Raw genomic sequence first — 25,625 nt, 5'->3', positions numbered from 1 at the left:
ACATGATGCAGACACGTTTTTTGATGGCCGCCCTCGCGCTGAGCGTCGTGGCCGGGCCCGCCGCGGCACAGTCCAACACCGATGAAGAGCCCCTGGGCCTGTTCACGGCCTATCAGCAGGCGCTGGACCAGGCGCCAGTCATCGGCGAGCGCCGCGCGCTTGTGGAGGCAGGCGAGGAGGTCGTCAATCAGGCCAAGGCCCGGCGCTGGCCCACGCTGTCGGCCAACGCCCGCTATACCGACTCCGAATACGAGACCAACGACGTCCAGTTCGATCCAGAGACCGGGCAGCGCAGCGAAGGCCTCGCGACCACCGAAGAGGACAGCTACAACTTCGGTATTGACCTTGCCCAGCCCCTGTATGACCGCAGTGTCTCCAAGGGCCTGGCCGAGGCGCGCTCGAAGCGTGCCGTGGCGAATGCCGAGCTTGCGGCCACCCGCCAGGACCTGGCCTCTGAGGTGGCGCAGGCCTACCTGCGCGTTTTGCGGGCCCGGGCAACGCGCGAACTCGCCGACGCCGAGGCCGAGGCCTATCGCACGCGCTGGAACCAGATGGAGCGCCAGCTCGAGCGTAATCTCGCCAGCCGAGTGGATGTCCTCGATGCGCGGGTGCGCTACGAGACCGCCCAAAGCGATATCGCTGAGGCAGAAAACGAGCTCGATGCCGCGCGCCTCGGGCTTGAGCGCCTGACCGGCGCCTACCCACAGGCCCTGCGCTCGGCCGATCCGCGCTCGATGACCCTCGAGGCGCCCCCCATGGACAGCCGCGTCGCCGCGCTCATGGAAGAGGCCGCGGAGACCAACCCCCAGGTGGGCGTGCAGCGAGAGCGCCTGGGCCAAACACAGGACAGCGTCTCTGTGCGTCAGGCCGAGCGCTTTCCCACGATCACGCTCGAGGCCCGCTATAGCGACACCAACGCCACCGACCGCGTGGTACAGGGCGAGGATGCGCGCGTGCAGCTGATGGTTCAGATGCCGCTTTTCTCCGGCGGTGGCGTGAGCGCGGGCATCGCCGAAGCCCGGGCCCGGGAGCGAGCACAGCGCTCGGCGCTGGACAATGCCCGGCGCGAGGCCATGATCGAAACGCGCCAGGCGGTGAACGAGCTGCGCAGCGCCCATCGGCGCATTGAGGTCTCGCGTCAGGCCGCGCAGACCGCCGAGGCCCAGGTCGAGGCCGGCGAGCAGGGCCTGGGGGTTGGGCTGCGCGACCTGGTCGAAGTGCTCGATGCCCGGGCGCAGCTATTCAGCATTCGCCGAGACCTGGCCGAGGCGGCCTATGACTACCTCATCGCCGAGGTCCAGTTGCAGACCATCACCGGGGCGTTCGAGCCCAGCCGTCTGCGCGATCTGGATCGGGCCTACCTCGATGAAGTGGTCTACCTGCCGGGTGCCGATGGCGGGTAAGCGCCTCTTATTCGTTGTTAACGACCCGCAATCTTTTCTGCTTTTTCGGCTGGCGTTAGCACTCGAGGCGCAAAAGGTTGGGTTTGAGGTCAGCATCGCCACCGGGCCGGGTGTCGGTGCCGAGCGAATTATCCGCCACGGACTGCCGCACTATCCCCTCCCCATGACCTCAGCGGGCACCCGCCCGCTCAAAGACCTGCAAACCCTGCTGGCCATCGGGCGGCTGTTTCGCCAGCTGCGCCCGGATCTGGTCCACCTGGTCACGACGAAGCCGGTGATCTATGGCGGGCTGATGGCGCGTTTGACGCGCGTACCGGCCATGGTCTCGGCCATCGCCGGCCTCGGGTTTTTGTTCACAAGAGAGCGCAGAAGCCTGACCCGATGGCTTGTTGAACGGCTCTACCCCCTCGCGCTCCACCATCCCAACAGCACGGTCATCGTCCAGAACGAATCCGATCGTGCGGTCTTGGACGGCCTAGGCGCGCTGCCCGGCGGTGAGGCCGTTTTGATGCCCGGCTCTGGCGTGTCGCTTGATGAGTTTGTTGCAACGCCCATGCCCGCTGGCCACCCGATCGTCGTCCTCCCGGGGCGCATGACCTCGGATAAGGGCGTGGGTGAGTTTGTTGAGGCGGCGCGTCAACTGCAGCGCCGCGGCGTTGAGGCACGATTCGTCCTGGTGGGTGATCACAAAAGCGAAAACCCGAGCGCCATTCCGCAGAGGACACTCGAGCGCTGGGTCAATGAAGGCGTGGTGGAGTGGTGGGGCCACCAACCGGATATGCCAAGCGTAATGCAGCAATCGACGCTCGTGGTCCTGCCCTCGTACCGAGAGGGGATGTCGAAGGCCCTGCTCGAGGGGCTGGCCACGGGCCGGCCCATTGTGACCACCCATGCCCCGGGCTGCCGCGAGACGGTCGAAGACGGCTGGAATGGCCTGATCGTTAAGCCGGGTGATGTCGATGCGCTGGCGCTGGCGATCGAGGCCCTCCTGAACGACCCGGCGCGTTGCGCGTTGATGGGGCAGCGTGGCCGTGAAAAGGCTGAGGCCGAGTTCGACATCCAGCGGGTGGTCGATCGGCACATGGGCGTGTATCAAGCGCTTGTGGCACAGGATGCGGCGTGAGCGCACCCCACGCCCAACACGCCGCCCCGGCCTATCGGTTTCAAGCGCTGCTTGAGCGGGTGGTGGATGGGGGGTTTTGCATCGGGTGTGGCGCCTGCGCGGCGGTGCCCGATTCACCGCTGGTGATGCAGCTCCAGGCCGATGGCCTCTATCGCCCGCAAATCCGCCCGGGATATACGCAGCCCGATGCGGGCCCCGACCTGGGCCAGGTCTGCCCCTTCTACGCCGATGACGACGAAGACACCCTGGCCTCGGCACGGTATGCGGATGCGCCCGCGCGCAACGCAGCGCTCGGTTTTTACCGTCAGTGTTACGCCGGCAGCGTGACCGATCCGGAAAGCCGGGCGGTCAGCAGCTCGGGGGGGCTGGTTACCTGGGTGCTCGATGCCCTGCTACAGCGGGGCTGGGTGGATGGCGTGATCCACGTTGGCGCGGTGGAGGGCGACCCCGAGGGGGCGTTGTTCCGCTACGAGGTCGCTCGTCGCCCGGGTGAGGCCAGCCGAGGGGCGAAGACGCGCTATTACCCGGTGGAGTTCTCGCGCGTCGCAGGCTTTATTCGGGCGCATCCGGGGCGCTATGCCTTTGTCGGGGTGCCATGCTTTGTGAAGGCGATACGCTTGCTGGCCAAGAATGACCCCGCCATTGACGCTGCCATCACCTACACCATTGCGCTTTTCTGCGGGCACATGAAGTCGGCGGCCTATGCCGAGCACCTGGCCTGGCAGCTGGGGGTGCCGCCCGGTGCGCTCGATGGCATCGACTTTCGCAGTAAACGCGCGGGGGTGCCGGCTAACCGCTATGGCGTGACCGTGCGGGCCAAAGATGCCAACGGCGGTGAGCGGGTTGAGCGTTTTGCGCCCATGGAGCAGCTCCATGGCGGGGATTGGGGGCTGGGGCTATTCAAGCCGCGGGCCTGTGATTTTTGTGATGACGTTGCCGGGGAGACGGCGGATCTGGCCTGCGGCGATGCCTGGCTGCCGGAATATGTCAGCGACAGCCGCGGGACCAGTGTGTTGATTGTCCGAGAGGCGGGCCTTGAGCGCTTACTCATGGATGGGTGTCGCGGGGGCGAAGTGGATTTGGAGCGCCTGGCGCCCGAGCGCGTGGCCGCCTCGCAGGATGCGAGCTACCGGCACCGGGGCGAGGGCCTTGCGTATCGCCTGGCGCAGTGGGACCAGACGGGCCGCTGGCGGCCGCGTAAGCGGGTGCAACCCCGGCATGATGGCCTCAGCCCGCGTCAGCAGCGTGTCGTCGACCTGCGCGTGGTGCTCGCCGAGCGCAGTCATGGCGCGTTCATGCGAGCGCGGCGCAGGGGCCGCCACTGGGTGTTTCGCGCCCTGATGGCGCCCTGGATACTGCGCTATACCGTCTGTCACCGCGGGTTGTTGCGGGCGTGTGCGCAACCGCTGCGGCGGCTGTGGCGACGAATAGGCCAGTCATGAAGCGCTTACTGGCGGTGCTGGGCAGTTCGGTGATCGGGGCCGGGATCGGTTTTGCCGCCACCGTCATCATTGCCCGGCGTTTTGGCGCGGCGGACTTCGGTTTTTTTGCCAGTTTGATCGCGATCTGGGCGCTGCTGGCGCCCGTGATCGGTTTTGGCTCGGGTAAGTTGATCCTGCGGGCCCAGGCGCAGGGCGCGCCGGCATTGGCGGTCTGGTTGCTGGGGCGAGGTTTGCTGGTGATTGCAGCTGCCCTGATGGTGGTGACCGCATTCGTGCTGGTTGCCGGCCCGTTGGCCTACGACCGGCATTGGGGGGTGTTCCTGCTGGCCAGCGTCGCGTTGGCCAGCCTGGTGCTGCAAGACCCGACCAAGGCGGTTTTCCAGGCGCGTGACCACTATGCCGGCCTTGCCGGCTGGCAGCTCCTGCCGCCCATCGCACGCCTGGTGGCGGGCGGCGTCGCGTTGCTGGGCGGATTATCCTTTCTGGGGTTTATGGCGGTGTACGCCTTTGCCGAGCTCATTGTCATTGCAGTTTCCCTGGGCTGCCTGTCGCATTACCGCCGCCACATCCGCCAACAGCCCGATGCGCAGGCGCCCGCGCCTGCCATGCCGCAGATTTTGCGCCAGGGGATGCCGTTTGCCGTTAGCGGCATGCTGTACACCATTTATTACCAAGTCGATGTGGTCATGCTGGGTTTAATGGCAGGCCTTGAACAAGCCGGTATTTACAAAGCGGCGTTCGTATTCATTGCGGCTGCCTACCTTTTGCCAAGTACCTTTTTTCAACGTTTTTTACTATCGCGCATTTTTCGCTGGTGGGAATCATCCATTCACCTTGTGCCGATCGTGCAGCGCAGTCTTTTTGGCTGTTTTATTTTTGGCGGTTTGGTCGTGGGTTTTTTTGCGCTTTTCGCTGATCCGTTGATCGCCATTGCCTACGGCAAAGGCTATAGCGAAGCGGCGGTGTATCTGCGCTGGCTCGGCTTGGCAGTGGTGTTGCACACCCTGGCGATCGGGGTGGGCGCCTACCTGGTGACGGCGCCCGGGATCGCCCGCAAGGTCCGGGTGCAGGTGGTCACGGCGGTTTTGAACGTGCTGGGTAATCTGCTGATGATCCCGGCATTCGGTATTATGGGGGCCGTCATCGCCACGATTGGCACCGAGGCCGTGCTCCTCACGGGGTACGCCGCCATGCTGATGCGCGAGCTTCGTGATCGAAGGATAGCCCATGCAGATCCTGTTTAGCGGGCACAACAGTTGCTTTAACCGGGGTTGCGAGGCCTTCGTGCGCACAAGCGCCCAGGCCTTCAAACAGCTATGGCCGCAATCGCAGATCACGCTGCCCACGCGGACGCCCGCCGACGATGCACAAGCGCTCTCTGACCTCGGCGATTACGTCCATCCACAAGGCCGCCACGCCGGGCTTTTAGAGCGCGCTCTGTGCCGCGCTCAGCAGCGCCATGGCCTTGCCGCACTTGCTGTCTGGCCGGGGCCTGTCCCACGCCGCTGGCATCGCGCGCTCCAAGGGGTCGATCTGGTGGTCGCGGTGGGTGGGGATACCTACTCACTGGACTACGGCGTGCCCAGTGGAATAGCGGGGTTTGATGGTTTGGCGGCCGCCGCGGGCGTACCTGTCGTGCTGTGGGGGGCGTCCGTGGGCCCGTTCCGAGCATTGCCAGCCTACGAGCGCGCGCTGGCCCGATCACTGGCCCGCTACCGGCTCATCGGCGCCCGAGAATCCCTGACCCAGGCCTATTTGGAAGACGAACTGGGCCTCACCAATGTGGTCGCCATGATCGATCCGGCGTTTGCCCTGGCGCCAGAGCCGCTACCCGCCTCGACAGATTGGCTCACCGCTATTGGGCGTGCGGAGCGCGTGATCGGCTTGAACCTGAGCGATCTCATCGCCCAGCAGGCCGGTGGCGAAGCGGCCCTGGCCGCCGCGACCGCGCAGTGGCTGCAGGCGGTGCTGAGCGATCCGGGCACATGGGTGGTGCTGATCCCCCACGTTGCCAATCCACGGCAACCTGGCCGCAGCGATGGGCCATTCATGCGCCGCGTAATGGCGGCGGCGGACATCACGCCAGCGCAGGCCGCGCGGGTGGTGATGGCGGGTGAGGACTGGCGGGCCGGGCAGTACAAACAACTGGTCGCCCATTGTGATGTGCTACTGGCCGCGCGCACGCACCTGACGATTGCCGGGTTCTCCCAGGGTATCCCCACGGTGTCATTGGGCTACAGCCAGAAGGCCCGCGGTCTTAACATCGATGTCTATGGCACCGAACAGTTTCATATCGCGGCCTCGGCGGTCTCGGCTGATTCGCTGCAGGCTGCCATCGAGGCGGCGCTCAGCGCGCGCGAGACACTCCAAGGCCATTCACTGCGCTACACCCAAGCGGGCCAGCAGCGCAACGAAGCGGTACTCGCGCAAGCGCCCGGGTGGCTTGCCGCGGAGTCGCCCGCGGCATGATCACCGTCATCATCCCCACGTGTGATCGCCCAGCGCGACTGGCCCGCGCGCTTGCCTCAGTCTCGGCGCAAGGCGTGGCGCCTGCGCAGGTGGTTGTTGTGGACAACGGGCGCACACCGACCCAGCCCATCGCACTCGAGGAGCTGGAGGTGAGCACCACGCGGGCGCCGGTGCGGTGTGGTGCCGCCCAGGCCCGCAACATCGGCGCGGTGCTGGCACAGAGCGAGTGGTTGGCCTTTCTCGACGATGACGATACCTGGCATACGGATTATCTCAGTGCCTGCCATCAGGCAATGACGGCCGATACCGCAACGCGGTTGTGGCTTGGCGGCGTTGAGTTGCTGGACGAGGCAGGTCAGGTCACCGCGGTCAAGCGCTGGGATGCCGGGAAGCCGCGCGCCGTGCTCTGGCGTAATCCCGGTGTGGTTGGCAGCAATGTGGTCATCCATCGCGAGACATTTCTGCAGGTGGGTGGATTTGATCAGCGACTGGCCTGTGGTGAGGATCGCGCCCTGCTGTGGCGCTGCCTGCGCGCGGAGGTGCCGGTGGCGCGGGTACCCGGCGCCCGCGCGTTCCTGCAAAGCCATGGCGAGGGCCGGCTGAGTGACCCAGGGCCGCTATTACACGGCAAAGCGCATTTCGCGTGGCTCTACCGGCGTGAGATGCGCTGGCGCGAGCGGCTGGCAACACTCGCGAATATGGCGATGGGCCTCTGGGTGGCCGCACGCCAGGGGCTGCTCCGCCGATGAAGCGCGCGGTGAGTCTCTGGCTGCTGGACAAAGTGGATCCGCCCACCGAGTCCTTTATTGACGGCATGCTCGCCGAGGCCCTGCCAAAGACCGGCAAAACGTCGGTGATTCTTCTGGTTAGCCGTCATCCCGCGCGGCCGAATAAGCCGTATCGCTATGGCAGGGCGATCTGCGTGCCGCGGCTGCTGGCTCGGCGGCATGTGGCGCGGTTTCTTAACTTTCCACTTGCCTGGTGGCTTCTGGTGCGGCTGCAGCGTCGGATCAGCCGCCAAGGCCGTCGCTGCGCGTGGTTTGTGCGAAACGAGCCGGTGTATCTTGCCGCGGCGGTTTGTGCCCGGCGCAAGGACACGCCGGTGATCTACCAGCAGTCGTTCCCGCATGACGACTTTTGCAGGAACCCGGTCAAGCGGGGCGTTGCCCGCCGCATCTTGCGGGGGTGCCGGCGCGGCGTGGATGGGCTGCTGGCTGTCTCGCCATTGGGGCTAAGCCGGTTATCCGGTCAGTTTCCCGACGCCGTCAAAGGGGCGGTGATCCCGTTGCTGGCGCCCCGTCCCGCTTTACCAGACCCGCTGCCTGTGCCGACACGACACTCACCCTGCGAGTGCGTGTATATCGGCACCCATGAACCCGCTCGCCAACTCGATGTTGTCCTGGAAGGCGTTCGTCTGGCGGTGGCTGAGGGTGTGGATGTGCGTGCGACCTTCATCGGAGGGCATCCGGATGATGTCACTCGGCTGCGGGGCGTGCCCGGCGTATTAAGCCTGGAGGCCCAGGACCGGGTCCGCTTTGTTCCGCCATTTCCCCGGGCCCAGCTGCTTGAGCAGCTTCCCGGTTTTGACGTGGGGCTCTCGCTCATTCCGCCCACCGACATTTTCCGTGAGTCATCGCCCACGAAACTCACTGAATACATTGGTGCCGGGCTCGCGGTGCTTGCCTCATCCGGTATTCCCTTGCAAGAACAGTTTGTTACGGAATCTGGCGCAGGCGAGCTGGTGCGGTTTGATCCCGCTGCAATAGCCGTGGGGTTGGGCCAGCTTGCGACTGAAGCACAGCGATGCCATGGATCGCGTCGGCGTGCTGCCAGGGACTATGCATTACGACAATTAACGTATGACCAGCACGTCGATGCCCTGCTCGATTGGGTGGGTGATGACCAGAATTGACCCCTCAAAGGCCCCATGGCACCCTATAACTGTGTGGGGGGTACAGAAGATTGTCATTGCGTTGTCATTGTTCGTAAGTCACTATTTCACGCATCTATTGGTTTGATCGAGCAACAGTGATGATGGCTCGATTAACCTGTCCTCGGTGAACGTGGGCGATGGCAGCAACGACATCGTCTCGGTGCACTCGGGTAACGCGAGCGCCAACACGCTGGTGGTCGACGAGGCCTTCGGTAAGGTCACGGTGGTGAACTGGCACAAGGTCTCGCCGGATGACGTCGATAATCGGGACGAGATGGGTGAACATGCGCTCGACTTCTCGGCCTACCTTGACGACCAGATCGACGACTCGGATAACGACAACGCCGACACGGCGGTCGAGGTGGCGGCCAGCGCGAACATGGTGGCGGGCGCCTCGGCGCTAGGCACTGCTGTGAGCGCCGGTCTCGATAACGACAACACCGCCAGGGCGAACTCGGTTAACTCCATTCGCTTCGAGCAGAACCTCGCAGACGGTGAGACCTTCGAGGGTCTTAACGACTCCAATCTGCTCACTGCACTGAACGCAGCCGATGCGGACGACGAGTACGGCAACCTCAATGATGCCCTGCTCAACCCGGGCACCACGGCGGATCTGGTGGGTGATACGCAGAACCACATCGTGATGGTCGAGAACGACCTGAACGAAGGTGAGTACAAGGTGTTCCACCTGACTTCTGAGTCCGACGCTGATGATTTCAGCACGGCCGATGAGCTCGGTACGCTCGACTTCGGTGCCTCCATTAACTTCAACGTGGCAGGTAGCACGACGTTCGAGAACTACGTCGAGGCCGTGAGCCAGGCGAAGGATGACGGGGCAACGGACTTCACCTACGACGTTGTCGACTCCGGTGGCAATGTGGTGGCGACGGCTGACGCGGACGTCAACGACGGTACCGGGGACGCTGGTGGAGCTGGCGGCGGCGGTGCTGGTGCTGGTGGAGCCGGCGGCAGCGGTGCTGGTGGCGGCGGAGCTGGCGGCGCCAGCGAGACCGTCGAGGTCACTGGTGCGGGCGACGACGATGCCGCTAACGCCGACGTTACCTTCGACTTCGACGATGGCGCCTACGAGTTCGACATCGCCAACTTCGACACCGGCGACACGCTCGACTTTGGGGACGTCGCAGGGGTGGACCAGGCGATCTTCAACGTGCTCGCTGATGCGAACCTGGGCGATGGCGAGAAACAGCTATCCGCCGCGAATGGTGACACCGGGGACACGGTCGAGGTGACTCTAACCGGTCTGACAGCTGCGCAGGACAACGCAGTGTTCAACCAGTCGAGCTTCGAGAACACCTTCGGTGCCGATAGTCTCGTTTTTTAGGGCTTGTAAGCAGTGGAGTATGGCCCCGCGTCCTAAGCGGCGCGGGGCACCTCCCAGAGACAACCGGTTTTATCAGTAAAAGGAAACTAAGATCATGGCTAAGACATTCCTCGACGCCGACGACACGTTCATCGTTGCGAATAACAACAGCACAATCGTTGGTGGGAACGGCAGCGAGACCATTCAAATCAATTCGGGCATCACCGGCCTCGAGCTCGATGGCAACATTGAGAAGGTCGAACTCAACAATTTAGCAGCCGCTGACGTTGAGCTTCGCGTGAACAACAGCAACCAGCTGGAGTTTGTGAACGATGGCAACGTGGTTGCGACCGCTACGGCTGGGCTTAACTCGGCCGTTGATGTTGCTTTCAGTGATGGCAATGCAACGCTGACACAGACGGGTGGAGCGAGCTACACCCTCGCCGATCCGGACGACGACACCGATTCTGTGACGGTTGACGCCAATAACTCGCAGGACGGCAACGCTGTCGGCCTCGGTGACGAAACGTCCTCCGACGATGACGGCGGTGGCGACACCGGACAAACCTTCACCCTCACTACAAGTGCTGACTCTGTCGACGAAGGCGGCTCTGTTGTCTTCACTCTCGATTCAGAAAATGTCTCCGCCGGTGAGGAGTACAGCTATTCCATTACCGGGGTTGATAGCGCCGATATAGATGGCTCGCTCACTGGGACGGCCAAGATTGGGGCGGATGGCAAAGCGACCATTGCAGTAAATTTGAACGCCGATGAGATCACTGAGGGCGCCGAGACGCTGACCCTGTCGGTGGCCGGTCAGACGGCTGATGTGACGGTGAACGACACCTCCACGACGCCTGAGCCCGAGACCTTCACGCTGACAGCGAACGATGTGTCGATCACCGAGGGCGATAGCGGCACCAATAACATGGTGTTCACCGCGGAGCTCGATTCTGCGCCGACTGAAGCCACTACGGTTAACTTCCAGACCCTGACCTCCGGTAGTGCAACGGCGGGCGATGATTTTGACGTCGCGGCTGGCACGATCGAATTCGCTGCTGGCCAGAGCACAGCCACTGCGACCGTAACGGTGAATGGCGACACGGCGTTTGAGCAGGATGAGACGGTTGATGTTCAGTTCTCGGGCGACAGCCTGACATCTAGCGTGACTGCAACTGGCACCATCACGAACGACGACGTGGACCCCGACACTGTTCCGCAGACGATTGCTCTGACCACCAACGTAGACACTGGTGCAGACTTCGTTGGCGCTGGTGCCGACGATACGTTCCGTGCTGTGGTTGGCTCCGACGGCACCACCGCTAACGGCACCACGCTGCAAGCTGGTGACGACCTTGATGGTGGCGCAGGTTCCGACGAGCTGGCTATCAGCATCACCGGTACGCACAACAATGCCGTTACCCGTGACACCTTCACTCTGAGCGGCATCGAGCGTGTATCCGTCTCCAACTCGGAACAGTCAGGCAACGACGACACGATCTCGCTGAGCTTGGCGACTGGTGTCGAGACAGTTGAGCTGAGCAGCTCAGTTGCAAATGGCAACACTGTGTTTGACAACGTTCAGAACGTCGTAGACGCGGAGATGTCGAACGGTGAAGGTAATCTGACGGTCAACTATGCAAACGCAGCAGTGGCTGGTACCGCAGACGAAATGAAACTGACGGTTTCGGGCGTCACGGCCGGTACCTTTTCCGTCGACGATGGCATCGAAACTTTCTCGGTCGTGTCTTCGGGGACTGCAGATAACACGCTTACGGAAATCGACTCAGGCGATGTTGAAACTCTGACAATTTCTGGATCTGCAGATCTCACCGTCACTGACGATGTTGATGGAGATGTGACCACTGTGGACGCGTCCGTTGCGACTGGTGACATTGATGTTGAAGAGGTTAACGCTGCTGCCATGACCCTTACGGGTGGTGCAGGTGACGACACTCTTGAATTCGACAACCAAGCAGCTAACGATACAGCGACCGGCGGTGCTGGAAACGATCGTATCATTTTTGCTGGTGGTGAATTCGACAACGATGATACCGTCGATGGTGGTGACGGCACTGATACGCTGGTTGCGCAGTCCGCTGATCTGACCGGCTACACCATTCCGGACACTGCCACTTTGAGCAACATCGAAGCACTCGAAGTTTCAGACGATCTGCAGGATAATCTTACGACTGCAGATCTGCAGGCTGGAATCAACACGGTTACCTTGGCTTTGGATCTTGATAATGGTGCGCGTACCATTACATTGGAAGCTGGTGCCAAGACTGTGAATCTTCAGTCTGCGCTCGACGCTGCATTAACGGTTGAAGATACCGGCACTGCTGTGGACGACACTCTTTCGATCGTGAATGATCAGGATGGTGCCGTTGATGTGGTTAGTGATGAAAACCTTGCCATTGACGGCTTTGAAACTGTCACAATCGACGGCAGCGCCAACGGTGCTACAGCGCAGAATCTGGGCGATGTCACACTGACGCCGGACACGGATGGGACCGCGACGCTCAATCTCACCGGATCTGATGAGTTCAATGCACCGGACACGATTACCGCAGATGTCATTGATGCTTCCGGCCTCACTGGCGATGCACTCTTAAACATGACAGCTGCTGCTGCTGGTGTCGAAACCATCACGGGTACGGCTAATGCGGATACGCTGTTGGGTGACGCTTCGTCGACCATCAACGGTGGTGCTGGTGATGACACGATCACTGGTGGCACAGGCAACGATACGCTGAATGGTGGTGCTGGAGCTGACGAAATCACCACCGATACCGGTGATGACACGGTCGACGGGGGTGCTGGTGATGACACCTTCACTCTGGCGGGTAACTTGACCAGCGCAGACACTATCGATGGTGGTGTCGGCGACGACACACTTAATGTCACGAACTTGACAGGGGACGCTCTGACGAACGTCTCGAACGTCGAGACTGTCGCTATTACTGGCAATTCTACTGTATCTCTGTCCAGCAACCTTGTTGGTGGCGAGTCTCTCGATCTGTCAGACGCAGCTAACCAGTCGTTGACCTTTGCCGACGGCTATACTGCGGCAATCTCGGTCGCCCTCGGTGACGATGCTGGAGACACGGTTGTTAACACTGCTGGTATCGCACTTACTGTCAGCGCCAATTCAGACAATCTTGATGCGGGAGACGACACGACCCTGACCGGTAGCACCGACGCTGTGGACACACTCAACGTGACCAACGCGACTGGTACCATCGATATGCAGACGGACATCACCGACTTCGACGTCGTCAATGTTCTCGATAATGCCAATACCGACGGTAACGATGTTACGATCGACGTTACAAACCACGGCGCGGCTGATGGGACCCTGACGATCGACGCATCGGCATTGGATGATGGTGAGGTTCTCACAGTCGATGGGGAGGCTGATGCCGACCTCACGGTGACTGGTGGTGCCGGTGCTGATGACATTGATCTCGGTGCTGGTAGCGACACCATATCGACAGGTGCAGGTGACGATACGGTTCGTGGCGCTAGCGTTTTGGATGCCACTGACACGCTCGATGGTGGTGATGGCACTGACACCCTTCGGACTTCGGCTGCGCTCACAGACATTCAGCTTCTGAATGTGTCGAACTTCGAAACCCTTGTGGCGACCACAGACGATACTCAGACACTTGCTGGCGAGTTCAGTGAGTCTGGGATTACCACCGTTCGTGGTGAGGACGGCAGTGATACTGACATTGACGCCGACGGTGCGACCGTAGACGTCGACTTCATTGCGGCCGATACCGGCACCGATGACGCCGAGGCGTTTTCCGGTGGTACCGGAGACGACGATTTCATCGTCGGGCGCCTTGATGGTGCATCTGCAATCGACGCCGACGATGAATTCGACGGGAATACCGGTACAAACCGCATTATCCTCGACAACGAAGATGATGATGACAACGACACCGGTGACGCCGTGAGCGCAACACTGGACGCCGGTTACACCAACTTCAGCACTATCTTGGTGCAGGACGATGCGACTGATGACGCGGCTGGTGATGTTAGTGTGACGCTTGATACAGCCTTTGCCGAGGCGTCCGTTACAATTGATGGCTCTGCACTGGATGCCGGGGAAGTCCTCACGGTTGACGCCTCTAACAACAATGACGAAGAGCTTGTCACTGTAACTGGTGGTGCTGGTGCTGACGCCATTACTGGCGGTGCTGGTGCCGACACAGTTGTTGGTGGTGCTGGTGCTGACACCCTTGTTGGTAATGGCGGCGGAGACACCCTCACCGGTGGTGCTGGTGCCGATACCTTCGAGTATGCCTCTACGACTGATCTTGATACCGACGCAGGCGCCACGACGAACTCAACCAGTACGTCTAGCGACAACATTACTGACTTCACAAGCGGTACGGACAGCATCGCGCTAGATTTGACCCTTGCAGCAGGTGACCAGACGGTAGATGTCACCGACAAGGGCGATGCCGGGTCCATTTCCGATGGTCTTGCGTTGCTTAGCAGTACCAATGGCGAGTACTTCTTTGACACCGGTAGTAACCGACTAGTCGCGGACTTGGACGGCAACGGGTTGATTCAGGCAACGGACTTGGTTGTTGATCTCGACGGAGAAACCGGCTTCGATAGTTCGGACCTGAACGTTACTGTAACTGGCAATACTGGCGACGACACCATTACAACCGGTGCTGGCAGTGACACCATCACGGGTGGTGACGGTGCTGACGAGCTGACTGGCGGTGCTGGGGATGATGAATTCATCACTGATGTTGGTGAAAGTGCCACTGGCTCGATCGACAGCCTCCAAGATTTTGGGACTGGTGCTGACCGTTTGGTACTCCGTGGTGAAGTGGCGAATGATACCGATCTAGACCTTCCCGGTAATATAACTGCAGCAGATGGAGTTGATGCTGTCTTTGGAAATGCCGATGACTTCTCGTTCACAAATGACACAGGTGGCTCAATCGACTTTGATGAGCAGAATGTTCAGTTAGGTGACGAAAATCAGGCGTATATCAGCGATGCAACTAACATCACTGGTGGTGACTTTGACGATGTTATAACTGGTCAGGGAGCCGCTAACACCATCACGGGTGGTGCTGGTGCTGACACCATCACGGGTGGTGCTGGTGCTGACACGCTGGACGGCGGTGATGGTGCAGATACGTTCGTCTTTAACGATGGAGACCAAGCAGACACTGTCAACAACTTCGTCGTAGGGGACGATGACTTTGACATCGACAATACTGATGGCAACCTTGTAGAAGATGGTACTGGTGACGGTACAGTCGACATCGACACTGTTAACGTAATCGACACGGCTGCTGATATCACAGTGGCTAGTGGTATTCAGATCGTTGATAACGGTGATGGTGATATTGCGGATGCGGATGATCTGACTACTGCCAACATTGCGGATCGCCTGAACGATACGGGTGATGACAACAATGGTGGTGGAGGTGACAACATCATTTCGTTCGCCAACGCAGACGATGAAATACTCTTCGCTATCAGTGATGGAACCGACACAGCGATCGTTGAAGCGGACGCTGGCGGCGATGACACCGTTATTGAGCAAGGAGAGCTGACTGTTCTCATCACGCTTGATGGCATCGGCGATGCTGGTACGTTGAGTGCGGCTAACTTTGACGGCTTTGCCTAAGCCAACCCCAAAACCAATCCTCCTCTGAGGAACGGTCCTGAGAAAGCCCTCGTCACTTAGTGGCGGGGGCTTTTTTCTGTCTATGGTTAGGGAAATACACCAACGCCAACATGTGTAATCATTCCACGCGCTAAGCGCAGCTCACGTGATACCAGTGTGGATATGGTGTTCTTCTGCACTGTCGTATCCAATGCTTGTTCTGCCATGCGCTTACGACTGGGTTTTTTGGGCTGTTACGATTTGCAAAGACATTAAAAGGAGCCAAGACATGACCAAAGCAGCCATCTTTACCTTACTAATCCCCCTCCTAACCGGCTGCAGCGGTATTCCCTTAGTACCGGGCATCTAACGGGAGCATATGAAAGACCTCGACATCGCTATTGTCCCGCTAGGACGTCAACAAGATCGCCTCTCTAGGCAGATCAAGGCGCTGTATGACGAGGACTTTGATTACCGCACGTTGCAGCGCTGGCGGGATGGCTGGTAACGATGATGACGGGTGATTAACACAATCGTTGAATGAGGCCGTATTACAGGCTGTTTTCCTCGGAACATGAAGCTATCCCCGCCTAAGGCATAAACTGTAGTGGCCACAAATTCCTGCGGCCCGAGAAGTAACCGCCACACTGCCCTTGAGCGCCCAAACACCGCCCCTCCTAAACCAAGCAGTCATTACGCCCAGCGGCCGCTTTCAACCAAACCGCTAAGCTATACCCGCCGAACACTCTTTCTGCGGTTTGATAACTGGCTAGATCGGGACAACTAGGACCATTGATTCGCTCACGGCATTCCGGATACCGTCACTAAGACGGGGTCTCTCCCTATGTATCGTTAAAACGGATCGTCTATCCATGGAGGGAGTACCAATGGCACGCGGTGTACCGAACTATGCAGAAGCAATTAGCCCAGCTGTATCAGGCGATGTTATTTCGCGATTCCGCGAAGGATTCGCTGTTCGTGATGTAAACGGGGATCGCAAGCCCGACCTTGTCATCACCGAAACTGGAGACACCGATCAGCCGATTCAGCCAGATGACACCCCGATCACCATCATGCTGGGGGATGATGACTATCGCTTTACCCAAGCGGACACCAGTGATTTGCCACCCGCCGGGTGGATCAACGATTACGTCTTCCTTGATAGCGATGAAGACGGGTATGTCGAGATCGTCGCGATCGACCATGGACGTGAAATAGACTACTCCAGCGAATACTGGGAGAGCCTCCCTGTTTACGAATACGCCCAGGAAAAGGCCGCCTTTGTCGATCGCACGGATGTAACCATCGGAAATGAACCCGGCTTTTACCACAACGCCTCCGCCAGCGCTGATCTAACGGGCAATGGTCTCAAGGACTTTGTCGTCGCCCGTCTCGAAGAGATTCCAATTAACATCTTCGAGGGTAATGCCGACTCAGTGATGCGCGACGCCACGCAAGAAATTCTCGGTGACCGGTATCAAGCGCTGACAGATTTCGACAGCCAAGAATATCTTCGAGCAGGTGCTGCGGGGATACTCGACTATGGCGGCGACGGAGACTACGACGCGATCACATTGCCCTATAAGTTCTACCCTGGAGAAACCGGGCAGCAAGAGGGCCATGTCTTCGAGTTTGAAGATGGGGAGCTTGTCGACGATTTCAGCCAAGAAGTCAGAAGCGGTTCCGATTTTGAGCTTGGCGATGATTGGGGCTACTCGTTCCTGCGCACCAGGGACATCAATGATGATGGCCTCATGGATGTTGTCGCCTTAGCAGAGAATCCTGAAATAGCTCCTGCTGGCGAGGCGTCCTTCGTCTCAATGCTCCAGAGGCCAGAGGGCGGGTTTACGGTTTCCAAGGCATTCCCTGATCAGCCATTGGTAACCAGTCGTGAGGCCGATACCTTCCTGGGTAGTGAATGGATTGATCTGAAATTTAGCCTGGAAGACCTGGACGGCGATGGTGACCCCGATCTGTACTGGCCTGACTGGACGGCCACGGAAAGCAGCTCCATGGAAGCGGGCTTGTATTTCAACGATGGGAACGGCGCTTTTTACAGAGACCCAGCTAAAGCTCAACAGATTACGGATCAAATTGACTGGCCATCCGGTAACCAGACACGCACCTGGATGGAAGACATCAATGCTGACGGCATCGGCGATTTCCTTGCTATGTCATCGGAATGGAGCGGGGGGCAAGACGAAACAACCATTCGTGCCTTCACCTCGCAAACAGAGATTGCCCGGGCGGCAGACGAAATGGCGTTTAGTGGCAATCGTGCTCGCTATCGCATCGACAGCGAGGGGAATGACTTCGTCGTGTTTGATGAGCTCGGGCTGAAAACCCCACGACTGATTCCAGAGGGCGGCATCGCCCATTTCCAGGATCAAAGCCTCACATTGGGTAACGCCGCACCACCGCCCTCATACCAGGCAATGAACGCACCTTTTGCTGACGCGATGACTGATGATCAAGACGACATAGCAACCGTCAAGGCCGCCTATGAGCAGCTACTCGGTTATCCGGATGCTGACAAGATGGCTGATGCGCAGGCCCGAATCGACTACTGGGTGGGGCAGCTGCGGTCTGACACAGTCGCAACACGCCACTTCGCTGCCGAATTCTTGCACACAGCAGAGACTGAACGGGGTCACCTCATCAGTGAAACGACCTTTTCGAACAACCAGAAAGTGGTCAATGAGCTGAGTAAATTGGAGAGCTTTGACGGCATTGAGGACATCGCCGCCGTGGCCGTAGAGCACCGGCTGCCTGATACAGCGTCAGCCGCGTCGGCAATAGCCCCCAGTGAGGACACTGAAGACCTATTGACTTTGACCGGAGTGGATAGCGGTAGCCTTTCTTCCGCTGGGGGCCGTGAAATTGATGGCGCAATGGCGTAGCGCCGTCATGACAGCGGATGACTTTGGCATCCCCGGTCACTAACAGTTTAGGCTCTGCCTCTTTGTAATTAACAGGGAGGTCGTTTGCCATGGAAATCGTCATCGCTGCCAGTGTGAGCTTTGCGCTGGGCGCACTGAGCACGCGACGCTATCGCCGGGACCGCGTCGCTTGGGCCCGCCGCCGGCTTCAGTTGCAGGTCTTATCCGTTGAAGTAAAGCATCTCCGCAGCAAACCCGTCTCGGTGCAAAAGGGAAACCGCAGCCCAGCACGACGTCGTTTAGTCCGGCTGCAGCCAACCCTGACGCGGACCCAGGCGCTCGTCATTGGCTTGCTTCATAAGCTATGGCCGTGGAGCACGCGATTTATGCAGTTCAGCCCAATGACCTATATCCGTTGGCTTCAGGCCCGTAGTCGGAAGGTACACGCGGATAAAATCAAAGCTGGCAAGGAACGCGGGCGACCGCCTACACCGGCTTTTATCGTGGAAGCCATCCTCACCATTAAAAAGACAATCCCCGCTATGGGGCTAGGCGCATAGCGAACATCATCTCTGGCGGGGAGCTGCAATACCCTATAGGCCGGACCAAAGTGACGGCGATCCTCAAAGCCTATGGGTTTAAGCCTGGCCCAAAGGGCGGGCTGCCCCCGCGGGAGCGTGAACCTGGCTGGCTCACCACCCTCTACAACCAGCATGTAATGGCATTGGATTTCAAAGTGACTCGCGACCTTCATGGACGCGCGATCTACATCCTCAACATCATCGATCACGGCCGACGCGCCCTGCATTGGAGTCGCGCGACCTACGACCCCGGCAGCCAGTGGGTTGCCCAGCAGCTGCGTAATGCCTTTATGGATCTGGATGACTTACCCGAAGCGATTGTGATGGATCGAGACAGCACCCTCGCGCCAATCGCCAAATGGATATTGCCCCGGATGAATATAAAGGCCATCCGCATTGGCTATAAGTGCCCCTGGCAGAACGGGGTCGTGGAACGCTTCCACCGCACGCTTAACGAAGAGCTTCTGCGGTATGTGCAACCCCTTAATGACCGACACATGAATCGGCTACTCAAGGAGTTCCGGGAGTACTACAACACCGCCCGACCACACATGAGCAATGAAGCCGAGCCACCAATACGCCCTGAAGACGCAGATAATCTGGCCTGTAACGACCCAGATTTCTTTAAGCAACCCAGGAAACTTGTTCGGAAGACATGGCTCGGCGGCCTGCACTCAAGCTATCGCTGGGCGTCTTGATTGCTTGGGTTGAGAGACTGGGGGCGGAGGCGTTCAAGAGTGTCGCAAGGCCCGTTTGCTGGGGCGGTTGAATTTGTGGCCACTACACAGAGAAGCTCTGTGAGCGCTTTTCTCTTTTTATATGAGGCAACCTACTGCTAAAAGATAAAGTCTTCTCAGGGAGCCCTTTTTCTAGATACCCGGTACTAGAGGAATACCGCTGCAGCCGGCTAGGGGGATCGTTAGGGTAAAGATGATTGCTTTGGTCATGTCCTGTTTCCTTTCTATTTCGTCAGTCCCACAAAGAAAAACCCCCAGCCGAAGCCGGGGGTTTCTTTAGCTAACAGCCCTTAGAGGCTGCATCCGCTCCTTAGGGAGGGATTAGGCGAAGTTAGCGTCGGACAGCGCCCCAACTTCGACATCTTCAAGAACACCCACCAGGGAGATGTCATCGTTGCCGCCTGTATCGTCACCGATGGCAGTGTCACCCGTACCAGCATCTCCTTCAAAGAGATAAGCATTGCCGTCCTGATACGCAATCATGAGCACTGCGTCAGCGGCATTGTCAGCAGTGATGGTGCCCGCGGTCGTAGACGAATCCGTGCCGTCATCCGCCGCGCCGATTGCGCCGAGGATGTCACTCTTGCTAGCCGTATCGAGGTCAACTTCGCTGTCGAACTCGAAGGCGAACTCTATGGCTGCCTCGGCGGCTGCGATGGTGTAGGCAGTTGCTGAAGTCGTCACTGACTGGAGTTCCCCAGCCCCAAGACCGTCAGTAATATCGCCACCGCCATTAGTGTCAAGGTTAGTAGCCTCATCAATTGACAACGTATCAACGCCTGTACCGGTTGCGTTGAAGTTCTTCACCGTGAACTGATTGGCGTTCGTCAGATCCGTATCGCCAACGGTGATATTGTCGACGTCGTCGTCGTCTCCAACATCGAAGGTATCCTGCGCACCACCAACCGTGATGGCGTCAGCGCCTACCCCGGCGTTGATGGTATCAACCTCGGAACTCGCCGTGATCGTGTCGTCATTTGACGAACCGGTCACGGTAACCCCGTTCACAGCAGTAGCACTCAAAGCCACCGTTACACCGTTTGTCTGGGTATCGGCATCGAAGCCGGACAGATCAACCGTCTCCACTACTGTTCCAAGCGTGCCAAGATCAACAGCCTGATCCGTAGCGGCTGTCTGAGACAGACTAATTGTCTCTAGCTGCGCATTAGTCAGGGCAAGGGTTGAAGTCCCGGTTGCGCCATCGGTGTTGACGTTGAGGTTTTCGACGTTTGCGGCATCGACCGTGTACGTCACACCTCCACCATTCAAATCGAGGTTCAACGTGTCACTGTCACCGTTTGTCTCAAGGTCGAGATCAACGCCAGACGTATCTGCAAGAGCGACCGTCGCACCTGAGGTCAGGTTCTCAACCGTCGTTGTAGCAGCAGCGGCAGCAGCGAAGGTAACATCAGTGATTCCACCCCAATGCGCCAAGTTAATGGTGTCTCCCGCAGTAGTAGCGGTGTTAACCCGAAGCACCTCAAAGCCAGAGATGTTGGTGTAAGCCTCGGTTGTGGCAGCCTCTTCGTCATCAATGCCAAGAGTGTCAGCACCCTCGCCACCGCTAACGCTGTCGTCAGCATCGAAAATATTGGTGGTTCCAAAGTCGATGACATCGTCGCCGTCACCACCGGTGAATGTCGTGTTGGCGCTGGCTCCGTCCACGTTTAAATCAACCGCACTACTGGAAGCCGATGCGTCGATTGTCTCCAGATTGCCGGCTGTGACTGCGTCCACGGTTACGCCCTCACCAGTGGAGCTGACATTCACGGTTTCCGCGCTATCGAGAACGAGGGTCTCGATATCGCTCGTAGCATCGGAACCCGTCTCGGAGACATTCAAGGTCTCGATATTAGCAACCGTCACTGTGTCTGCCGCCGCATCCTTCAACGCTACCGAAGCAGAGTCAGATGCGCCCGCCACGCCAGTGAATGCTACGGTCACGTCAATGGTGTTGCCATCTGTGTTGTCAACCGTTCCACCTTCGATGCCGACGGTCACATCCGTGCCGATATTAGTGAGGTTGATTTCTTCGTCGGCGTCATCGCTAGTGTCAGCGTCGACGGCATCCTGCACCCAGAGCTGCTGCAGCCCGGTTACATTAGCGCCGGAAATTTCCACATCCTCACCAGCGGCTGTGGTCGGGGTGACATACCACTCTTCGACCGACACTAGCTCCGGCGCAACCACCAGGTTAGCGGCATTTGTGACCGCTGCGGTAAGCGTGTCAGACCCATCCCCTGCGTCAATGAAATCCGCAGTAGTCAACCGGCCATCCTCTGGCGCACGGAATCTGTCGTCATCGTCACTCGTCTGATTTGCGGTGGATGAAGCATTAGGCGACAGGGTGTCCGCATCAGTAGTGAGCGTGAAGATGTTCCCGGTGTCGCCACCACCGTCATCGTCGGAGGACGTTTCGTCACCGAGGCCGACCGCGTTGCCGTCCTGCGAGTTATTGGCATCAACCGTCACAGAATCGGTGTCGTCGTCCGGATCGGCGAGGGTGTAGCTCGCTCCACCCGTCTGTGTCAGCGTTGCATTGCCATCACTGAAAGCAACATCAACGGCCGAGTTAAGCCCAGCCGTAGCGGTCGCAACCACGTTGCCATCGTTCACAAACTCCAGCTGGTTGCTGTTGTTCACACGAAGCTCAACGTCAGCGGCTGCTAAATTGTTGAGTTCGACCTTCTCAATGTTGCCATCGAGCTCGAGGCCGGTGATGCCCGAATTGATTTGGATGGTCTCGTTACCGTTTCCGCCTACGATTTCGCTGCCGTTATTGGCAACGATGAACGTTTCGTCGGCGTTGAGGAATGTCTTAGCCATGATCTTAGTTTCCCTTTACTTGATAAAACCTGGTTGTCTCTGGGAGGTGCCCCGCGCCGCTTAGGACGCGGGGCCATACGCCACTGCTTACAAGCCCTACAGCACGAGACTATCGTCGCCGAAGGTGTTCTCGAAGCTCGACTGATTGAACACTGCGTTGTCCTGCGCAGCTGTCAGACCGGTTAGAGTCACCTCGACCGTGTCCCCGGTGTCACCATTCGCGGCGGATAGCTGTTTCTCGCCATCACCCAGGTTCGCATCCGCGGCCACGTTGAAGATCGCCTGGTCCGCCCCTTGGACGTCCCCAAAGTCGAGCGTGTCGCCGGTGTCGAAGTTGGCGATCTCGAACTCGTAGGCGCCATCGTCGAAGTCGAAGGTAACGTCGGCGTTAGCGGCATCGTCGTTGCCCGCACCAGTGACCTCGACGGTCTCGCTGGCGCCGCCAGCTCCGCCGCCGCCAGCTCCACCAGCACCAGCACCGCCGCCAGCACCAGCACCGCCGCCGCCAGCTCCGCCAGCACCGCCGCCAGCACCGCCAGCGTCCCCGGTACCGTCGTTGACGTCAGCATCAGCCGTCGCCACCACATTGCCACCGGAGTCGACAACGTCGTAGGTGAAGTCCGTTGCCCCTTCATCCTTCGCCTGGCTCGCGGCCTCGACGTAGTTCTTGAACGTCGTGCTACCTGCCACGTTGAAGTTAATGGAGGCCCCGAAGTCGAGCGTACCGAGCTCATCGGCCGTGCTGAAATCATCAGCGTCGGACTCAGAAGTCAGGTGGAACACCTTGTACTCACCTTCGTTCAGGTCGTTCTCGACCATCACGATGTGGTTCTGCGTATCACCCACCAGATCCGCCGTGGTGCCCGGGTTGAGCAGGGCATCATTGAGGTTGCCGTACTCGTCGTCCGCGTCGCTCGCGTTCAGCGCCGTGAGCAGGGTGTCGCCGTCGAGTGCCCCGAAGGTCTCACCGTCTGCGAGGTTTTGCTCGAAGCGAATGGAGTTAACCGAGTTCGCCCTGGCGGTGTTGTCGTTATCGAGACCGGCGCTCACAGCAGTGCCCAGCGCCGAGGCGCCCGCCACCATGTTCGCGCTGGCCGCCACCTCGGCCGCCGTGTCGGCGTTGTCGTTATCCGAGTCGTCGACCTGGTCGTCAAGGTAGGCCGAGAAGTCGAGCGCATGTTCACCCATCTCGTCCCGATTATCGACGTCATCCGGCGAGACCTTGTGCCAGTTCACCACCGTGACCTTACCGAAGGCCTCGTCGACCACCAGCGTGTTGGCGCTCGCGTTACCCGAGTGCACCGAGACGATGTCGTTGCTGCCATCGCCCACGTTCACCGAGGACAGGTTAATCGAGCCATCATCACTGTTGCTCGATCCACCCGCCTGCAGGTCGAAGTAGGTGTTGGTGGCATCCTGGAAGATACCGCCTGCGGTGTCAGCCGCATTAACGCCCTCAGTCACGTCACCTTCGATATCGGCTGTGGACTGCAGCACCTCATCACCGGCCCCCGAAGCATTAAGCGAGCCGTGGAAGTTATCGTCGCTGGTGGCATCCACAATGTTGGCCACCGTGGTGTCGTCAGAGTCAGCGCTATTGAATTCCTCCGTGCTGATCAGTCCGCCACGGATCGCGGCGACATCGCCCTCGGCGAGCGCCACATCTTGACCAGCGGCCTCTCCGGTCGACGCCTCTTCAACAAGCTCTGGCTGGTAGATGGCGATGCCGAGGTTGTTAACACCGCCCACGTTGGAGGTGATCGTGAGCGACTGATCGCCCGTGCCATCCTCGTAGTTGAGCAGATCGCTCAGCTCGTGGTTGCCATCAATGGCCGCCTTCACGGCGGTGTTGATGTCGGTCTGGGTCGCGATGAAGTTGCCATCCCGATCCGTCTCAACGTCCACCGTCTCCTCGATGCCCGCGAAGTTAACCGTCAGGCTCGCCTCGTAGAGCACACGCTCGTCAAAGCTCTGGGCGCCGGTCTCATCACCGATGCTCCACTCGCCAGCAGTGGCGTCACCGTTATCGCCAACGGAGTTGATGCGAACGAAGTCGCTACCATCACCCGTGGAGATGTCGAACGTGCCGTAGGCGTCGAGGTTGACCGTATCATCACCCGCACCGGTGGAAACCGACAGGTTGTCGAGCTCTTCCATGGTGTCGAACGACACGCCATCATCCATATCAATCACAACTGTGTCGTCGCCACCGTTGGTGCTTGCCGCGAAGCTCTCACCGACCGTATCGACATCATTACCGTCCACCGTGGTGGTCAGCGTGTCGCTGCCGGCGCCCGTGGTGTAAACATTCTCGCCCGCAGCCGTGCTGGCGGTGACATCCACATCCGCCGCCACATTAGCGTCGAGCTTCTCCAGTGCACTGGCTGCGTTAATCGTCAGGCTCTCGCCAGCGAAGGTCGAGGCATCAAACTTGGTCGTGCCCTGAATATCTTCGACGGACAGATCACCCTCAGCATCGCCCGAAGTCAGCTCGATCTCGCTGAAGCCTTCGTAGCCAGCGCTATTAAACGCGTTGTCTTCCATGCCGGAAGCCGTGGCGAGATCATCGATCTTGCTGTCGCGATCGACCACGAGGTTCAGCTTCTCAATGGTCTTATCCGAGTCGGACATACCGCCGATGATCGCATCACCTGCCGTGGAACCCCGGCCGGCGTTATCGAGCACGAGGTTGGTCTCGATGACCGTCGAGTCCACACCGTCAAGGCCCTCAGCGGACAGCGCCGACTCAATGGCCGTGGCCAGCCCCTGATAGGTGCCATCCTCGGAGGTGATCGACTCGAAGCTGTATGCCTCACCGCCGAAGGTAAAGTTCAACTCAAGCTCAATGCGCTCGACCGGCGTGGTCGTATCCGCATCCTTGTTGCTGTCACCCACCTCAACAATGATCTGCGAGTTCTGGGTGGTCGCTCCCGCTTTTTTAAACGACTGCGACTCGAAGGCCGCACTCAGGCCTGAGTCGGTGTCGACGTCGCGCATCCCGAAAGTGACATCCTTGGTAATATTGAGATCGCTACCAAGGCGCACATCCTCAACGATCACGTTCTCGTCGCTGTCGTCCGACCAGAACTGCTCAACACTGTCCATGCGGCCAGCATCCAGCGTGACGTCCTCATCCATACCCGTGATGTAAACCTGCTCGAGGTTGTCAGTGCGCGGATTAACAGTGAGGTTCTCGCCATTCTGCGTCTGGTTGTCGTTCACCAGTGTCGCTTCAAGCTTGTCAGTGCCCTCACCGCCGTCGATAAC

At 59.4% G+C, this 25,625-nt stretch carries 15 protein-coding genes; 13 read left to right on the top strand and 2 right to left on the bottom strand.

What is annotated here, in order from left to right; all coding sequences use genetic code 11:
• Positions 1 to 2: 2 nt before the first annotated feature.
• From SPISAL_RS07775 to SPISAL_RS09005, 13 genes are all read left to right on the top strand, one after another.
• Positions 3 to 1,403 (top strand): TolC family outer membrane protein, encoded by a 1,401-nt coding sequence (locus SPISAL_RS07775; RefSeq protein ID WP_016353929.1) that lies wholly within the window; start codon positions 3 to 5, stop codon positions 1,401 to 1,403.
• The gene (locus tag SPISAL_RS07770; protein ID WP_187287965.1) at positions 1,366 to 2,526 is read left to right on the top strand and encodes a glycosyltransferase family 4 protein; all 1,161 of its coding nucleotides are present in this window, start codon (positions 1,366 to 1,368) and stop codon (positions 2,524 to 2,526) included. Before SPISAL_RS07775 ends, SPISAL_RS07770 begins: the two co-directional genes overlap by 38 nt.
• On the top strand, positions 2,523 to 3,968 hold the full coding sequence (locus tag SPISAL_RS07765) for a Coenzyme F420 hydrogenase/dehydrogenase, beta subunit C-terminal domain (RefSeq protein WP_016353927.1): 1,446 nt from the start codon (positions 2,523 to 2,525) through the stop codon (positions 3,966 to 3,968). The genes SPISAL_RS07770 and SPISAL_RS07765 overlap by 4 nt, the downstream gene beginning before the upstream one ends.
• On the top strand, positions 3,965 to 5,212 hold the full coding sequence (locus SPISAL_RS07760) for an oligosaccharide flippase family protein (RefSeq protein WP_016353926.1): 1,248 nt from the start codon (positions 3,965 to 3,967) through the stop codon (positions 5,210 to 5,212). Before SPISAL_RS07765 ends, SPISAL_RS07760 begins: the two co-directional genes overlap by 4 nt.
• Positions 5,196 to 6,437: a polysaccharide pyruvyl transferase family protein gene (locus tag SPISAL_RS08710; RefSeq protein WP_016353925.1), complete on the top strand. Its 1,242-nt coding sequence runs from the start codon at positions 5,196 to 5,198 to the stop codon at positions 6,435 to 6,437. Before SPISAL_RS07760 ends, SPISAL_RS08710 begins: the two co-directional genes overlap by 17 nt.
• Positions 6,434 to 7,186 carry a glycosyltransferase family 2 protein gene (locus tag SPISAL_RS07750; protein WP_016353924.1) on the top strand — a complete coding sequence of 251 codons (753 nt, stop codon included), beginning with the start codon at positions 6,434 to 6,436 and terminating at the stop codon, positions 7,184 to 7,186. The genes SPISAL_RS08710 and SPISAL_RS07750 overlap by 4 nt, the downstream gene beginning before the upstream one ends.
• Positions 7,183 to 8,349 (top strand): glycosyltransferase family protein, encoded by a 1,167-nt coding sequence (locus tag SPISAL_RS07745; protein WP_016353923.1) that lies wholly within the window; start codon positions 7,183 to 7,185, stop codon positions 8,347 to 8,349. Before SPISAL_RS07750 ends, SPISAL_RS07745 begins: the two co-directional genes overlap by 4 nt.
• Before the next feature lie 145 nt (positions 8,350 to 8,494).
• Positions 8,495 to 9,712 (top strand): hypothetical protein, encoded by a 1,218-nt coding sequence (locus tag SPISAL_RS07740; RefSeq protein ID WP_016353922.1) that lies wholly within the window; start codon positions 8,495 to 8,497, stop codon positions 9,710 to 9,712.
• A 94-nt stretch (positions 9,713 to 9,806) separates the two neighbouring features.
• Complete coding sequence (locus tag SPISAL_RS07735) at positions 9,807 to 15,356, top strand: beta strand repeat-containing protein (protein ID WP_016353921.1); 5,550 nt, start codon at positions 9,807 to 9,809, stop codon at positions 15,354 to 15,356.
• Between the two features lie 358 nt (positions 15,357 to 15,714).
• Positions 15,715 to 15,843, top strand: a complete 129-nt coding sequence (locus SPISAL_RS09030) for a hypothetical protein (RefSeq protein WP_281166704.1) — start codon at positions 15,715 to 15,717, stop codon at positions 15,841 to 15,843.
• A 379-nt stretch (positions 15,844 to 16,222) separates the two neighbouring features.
• Entirely contained in the window at positions 16,223 to 18,235 is a 2,013-nt protein-coding gene (locus tag SPISAL_RS07730; RefSeq protein WP_016353920.1) for an FG-GAP repeat domain-containing protein, read from the top strand.
• Between the two features lie 89 nt (positions 18,236 to 18,324).
• On the top strand, positions 18,325 to 18,774 hold the full coding sequence (locus SPISAL_RS09010) for a hypothetical protein (protein WP_016353919.1): 450 nt from the start codon (positions 18,325 to 18,327) through the stop codon (positions 18,772 to 18,774).
• Positions 18,775 to 18,824: 50 nt separating this feature from the next.
• Positions 18,825 to 19,493 (top strand): integrase core domain-containing protein, encoded by a 669-nt coding sequence (locus tag SPISAL_RS09005; RefSeq protein ID WP_016353918.1) that lies wholly within the window; start codon positions 18,825 to 18,827, stop codon positions 19,491 to 19,493.
• A gap of 360 nt (positions 19,494 to 19,853) precedes the next feature.
• On the opposite strand, the gene SPISAL_RS07715 is transcribed toward SPISAL_RS09005, so the two are convergent.
• Together SPISAL_RS07715 and SPISAL_RS07710 are read right to left on the bottom strand one after the other, a co-directional pair.
• Positions 19,854 to 22,358, bottom strand: a complete 2,505-nt coding sequence (locus tag SPISAL_RS07715) for a beta strand repeat-containing protein (protein ID WP_016353917.1) — start codon at positions 22,356 to 22,358, stop codon at positions 19,854 to 19,856.
• Positions 22,359 to 22,454: 96 nt separating this feature from the next.
• Entirely contained in the window at positions 22,455 to 25,580 is a 3,126-nt protein-coding gene (locus SPISAL_RS07710; RefSeq protein ID WP_016353916.1) for a beta strand repeat-containing protein, read from the bottom strand.
• Positions 25,581 to 25,625 lie beyond the last annotated feature (45 nt).

The organism is Spiribacter salinus M19-40 (genome assembly GCF_000319575.2).
GTDB lineage: Bacteria > Pseudomonadota > Gammaproteobacteria > Nitrococcales > Nitrococcaceae > Spiribacter > Spiribacter salinus.
Note: the sequence above shows the minus strand (reverse complement) of the source record. Positions and strands in the feature narration are given on the sequence as shown.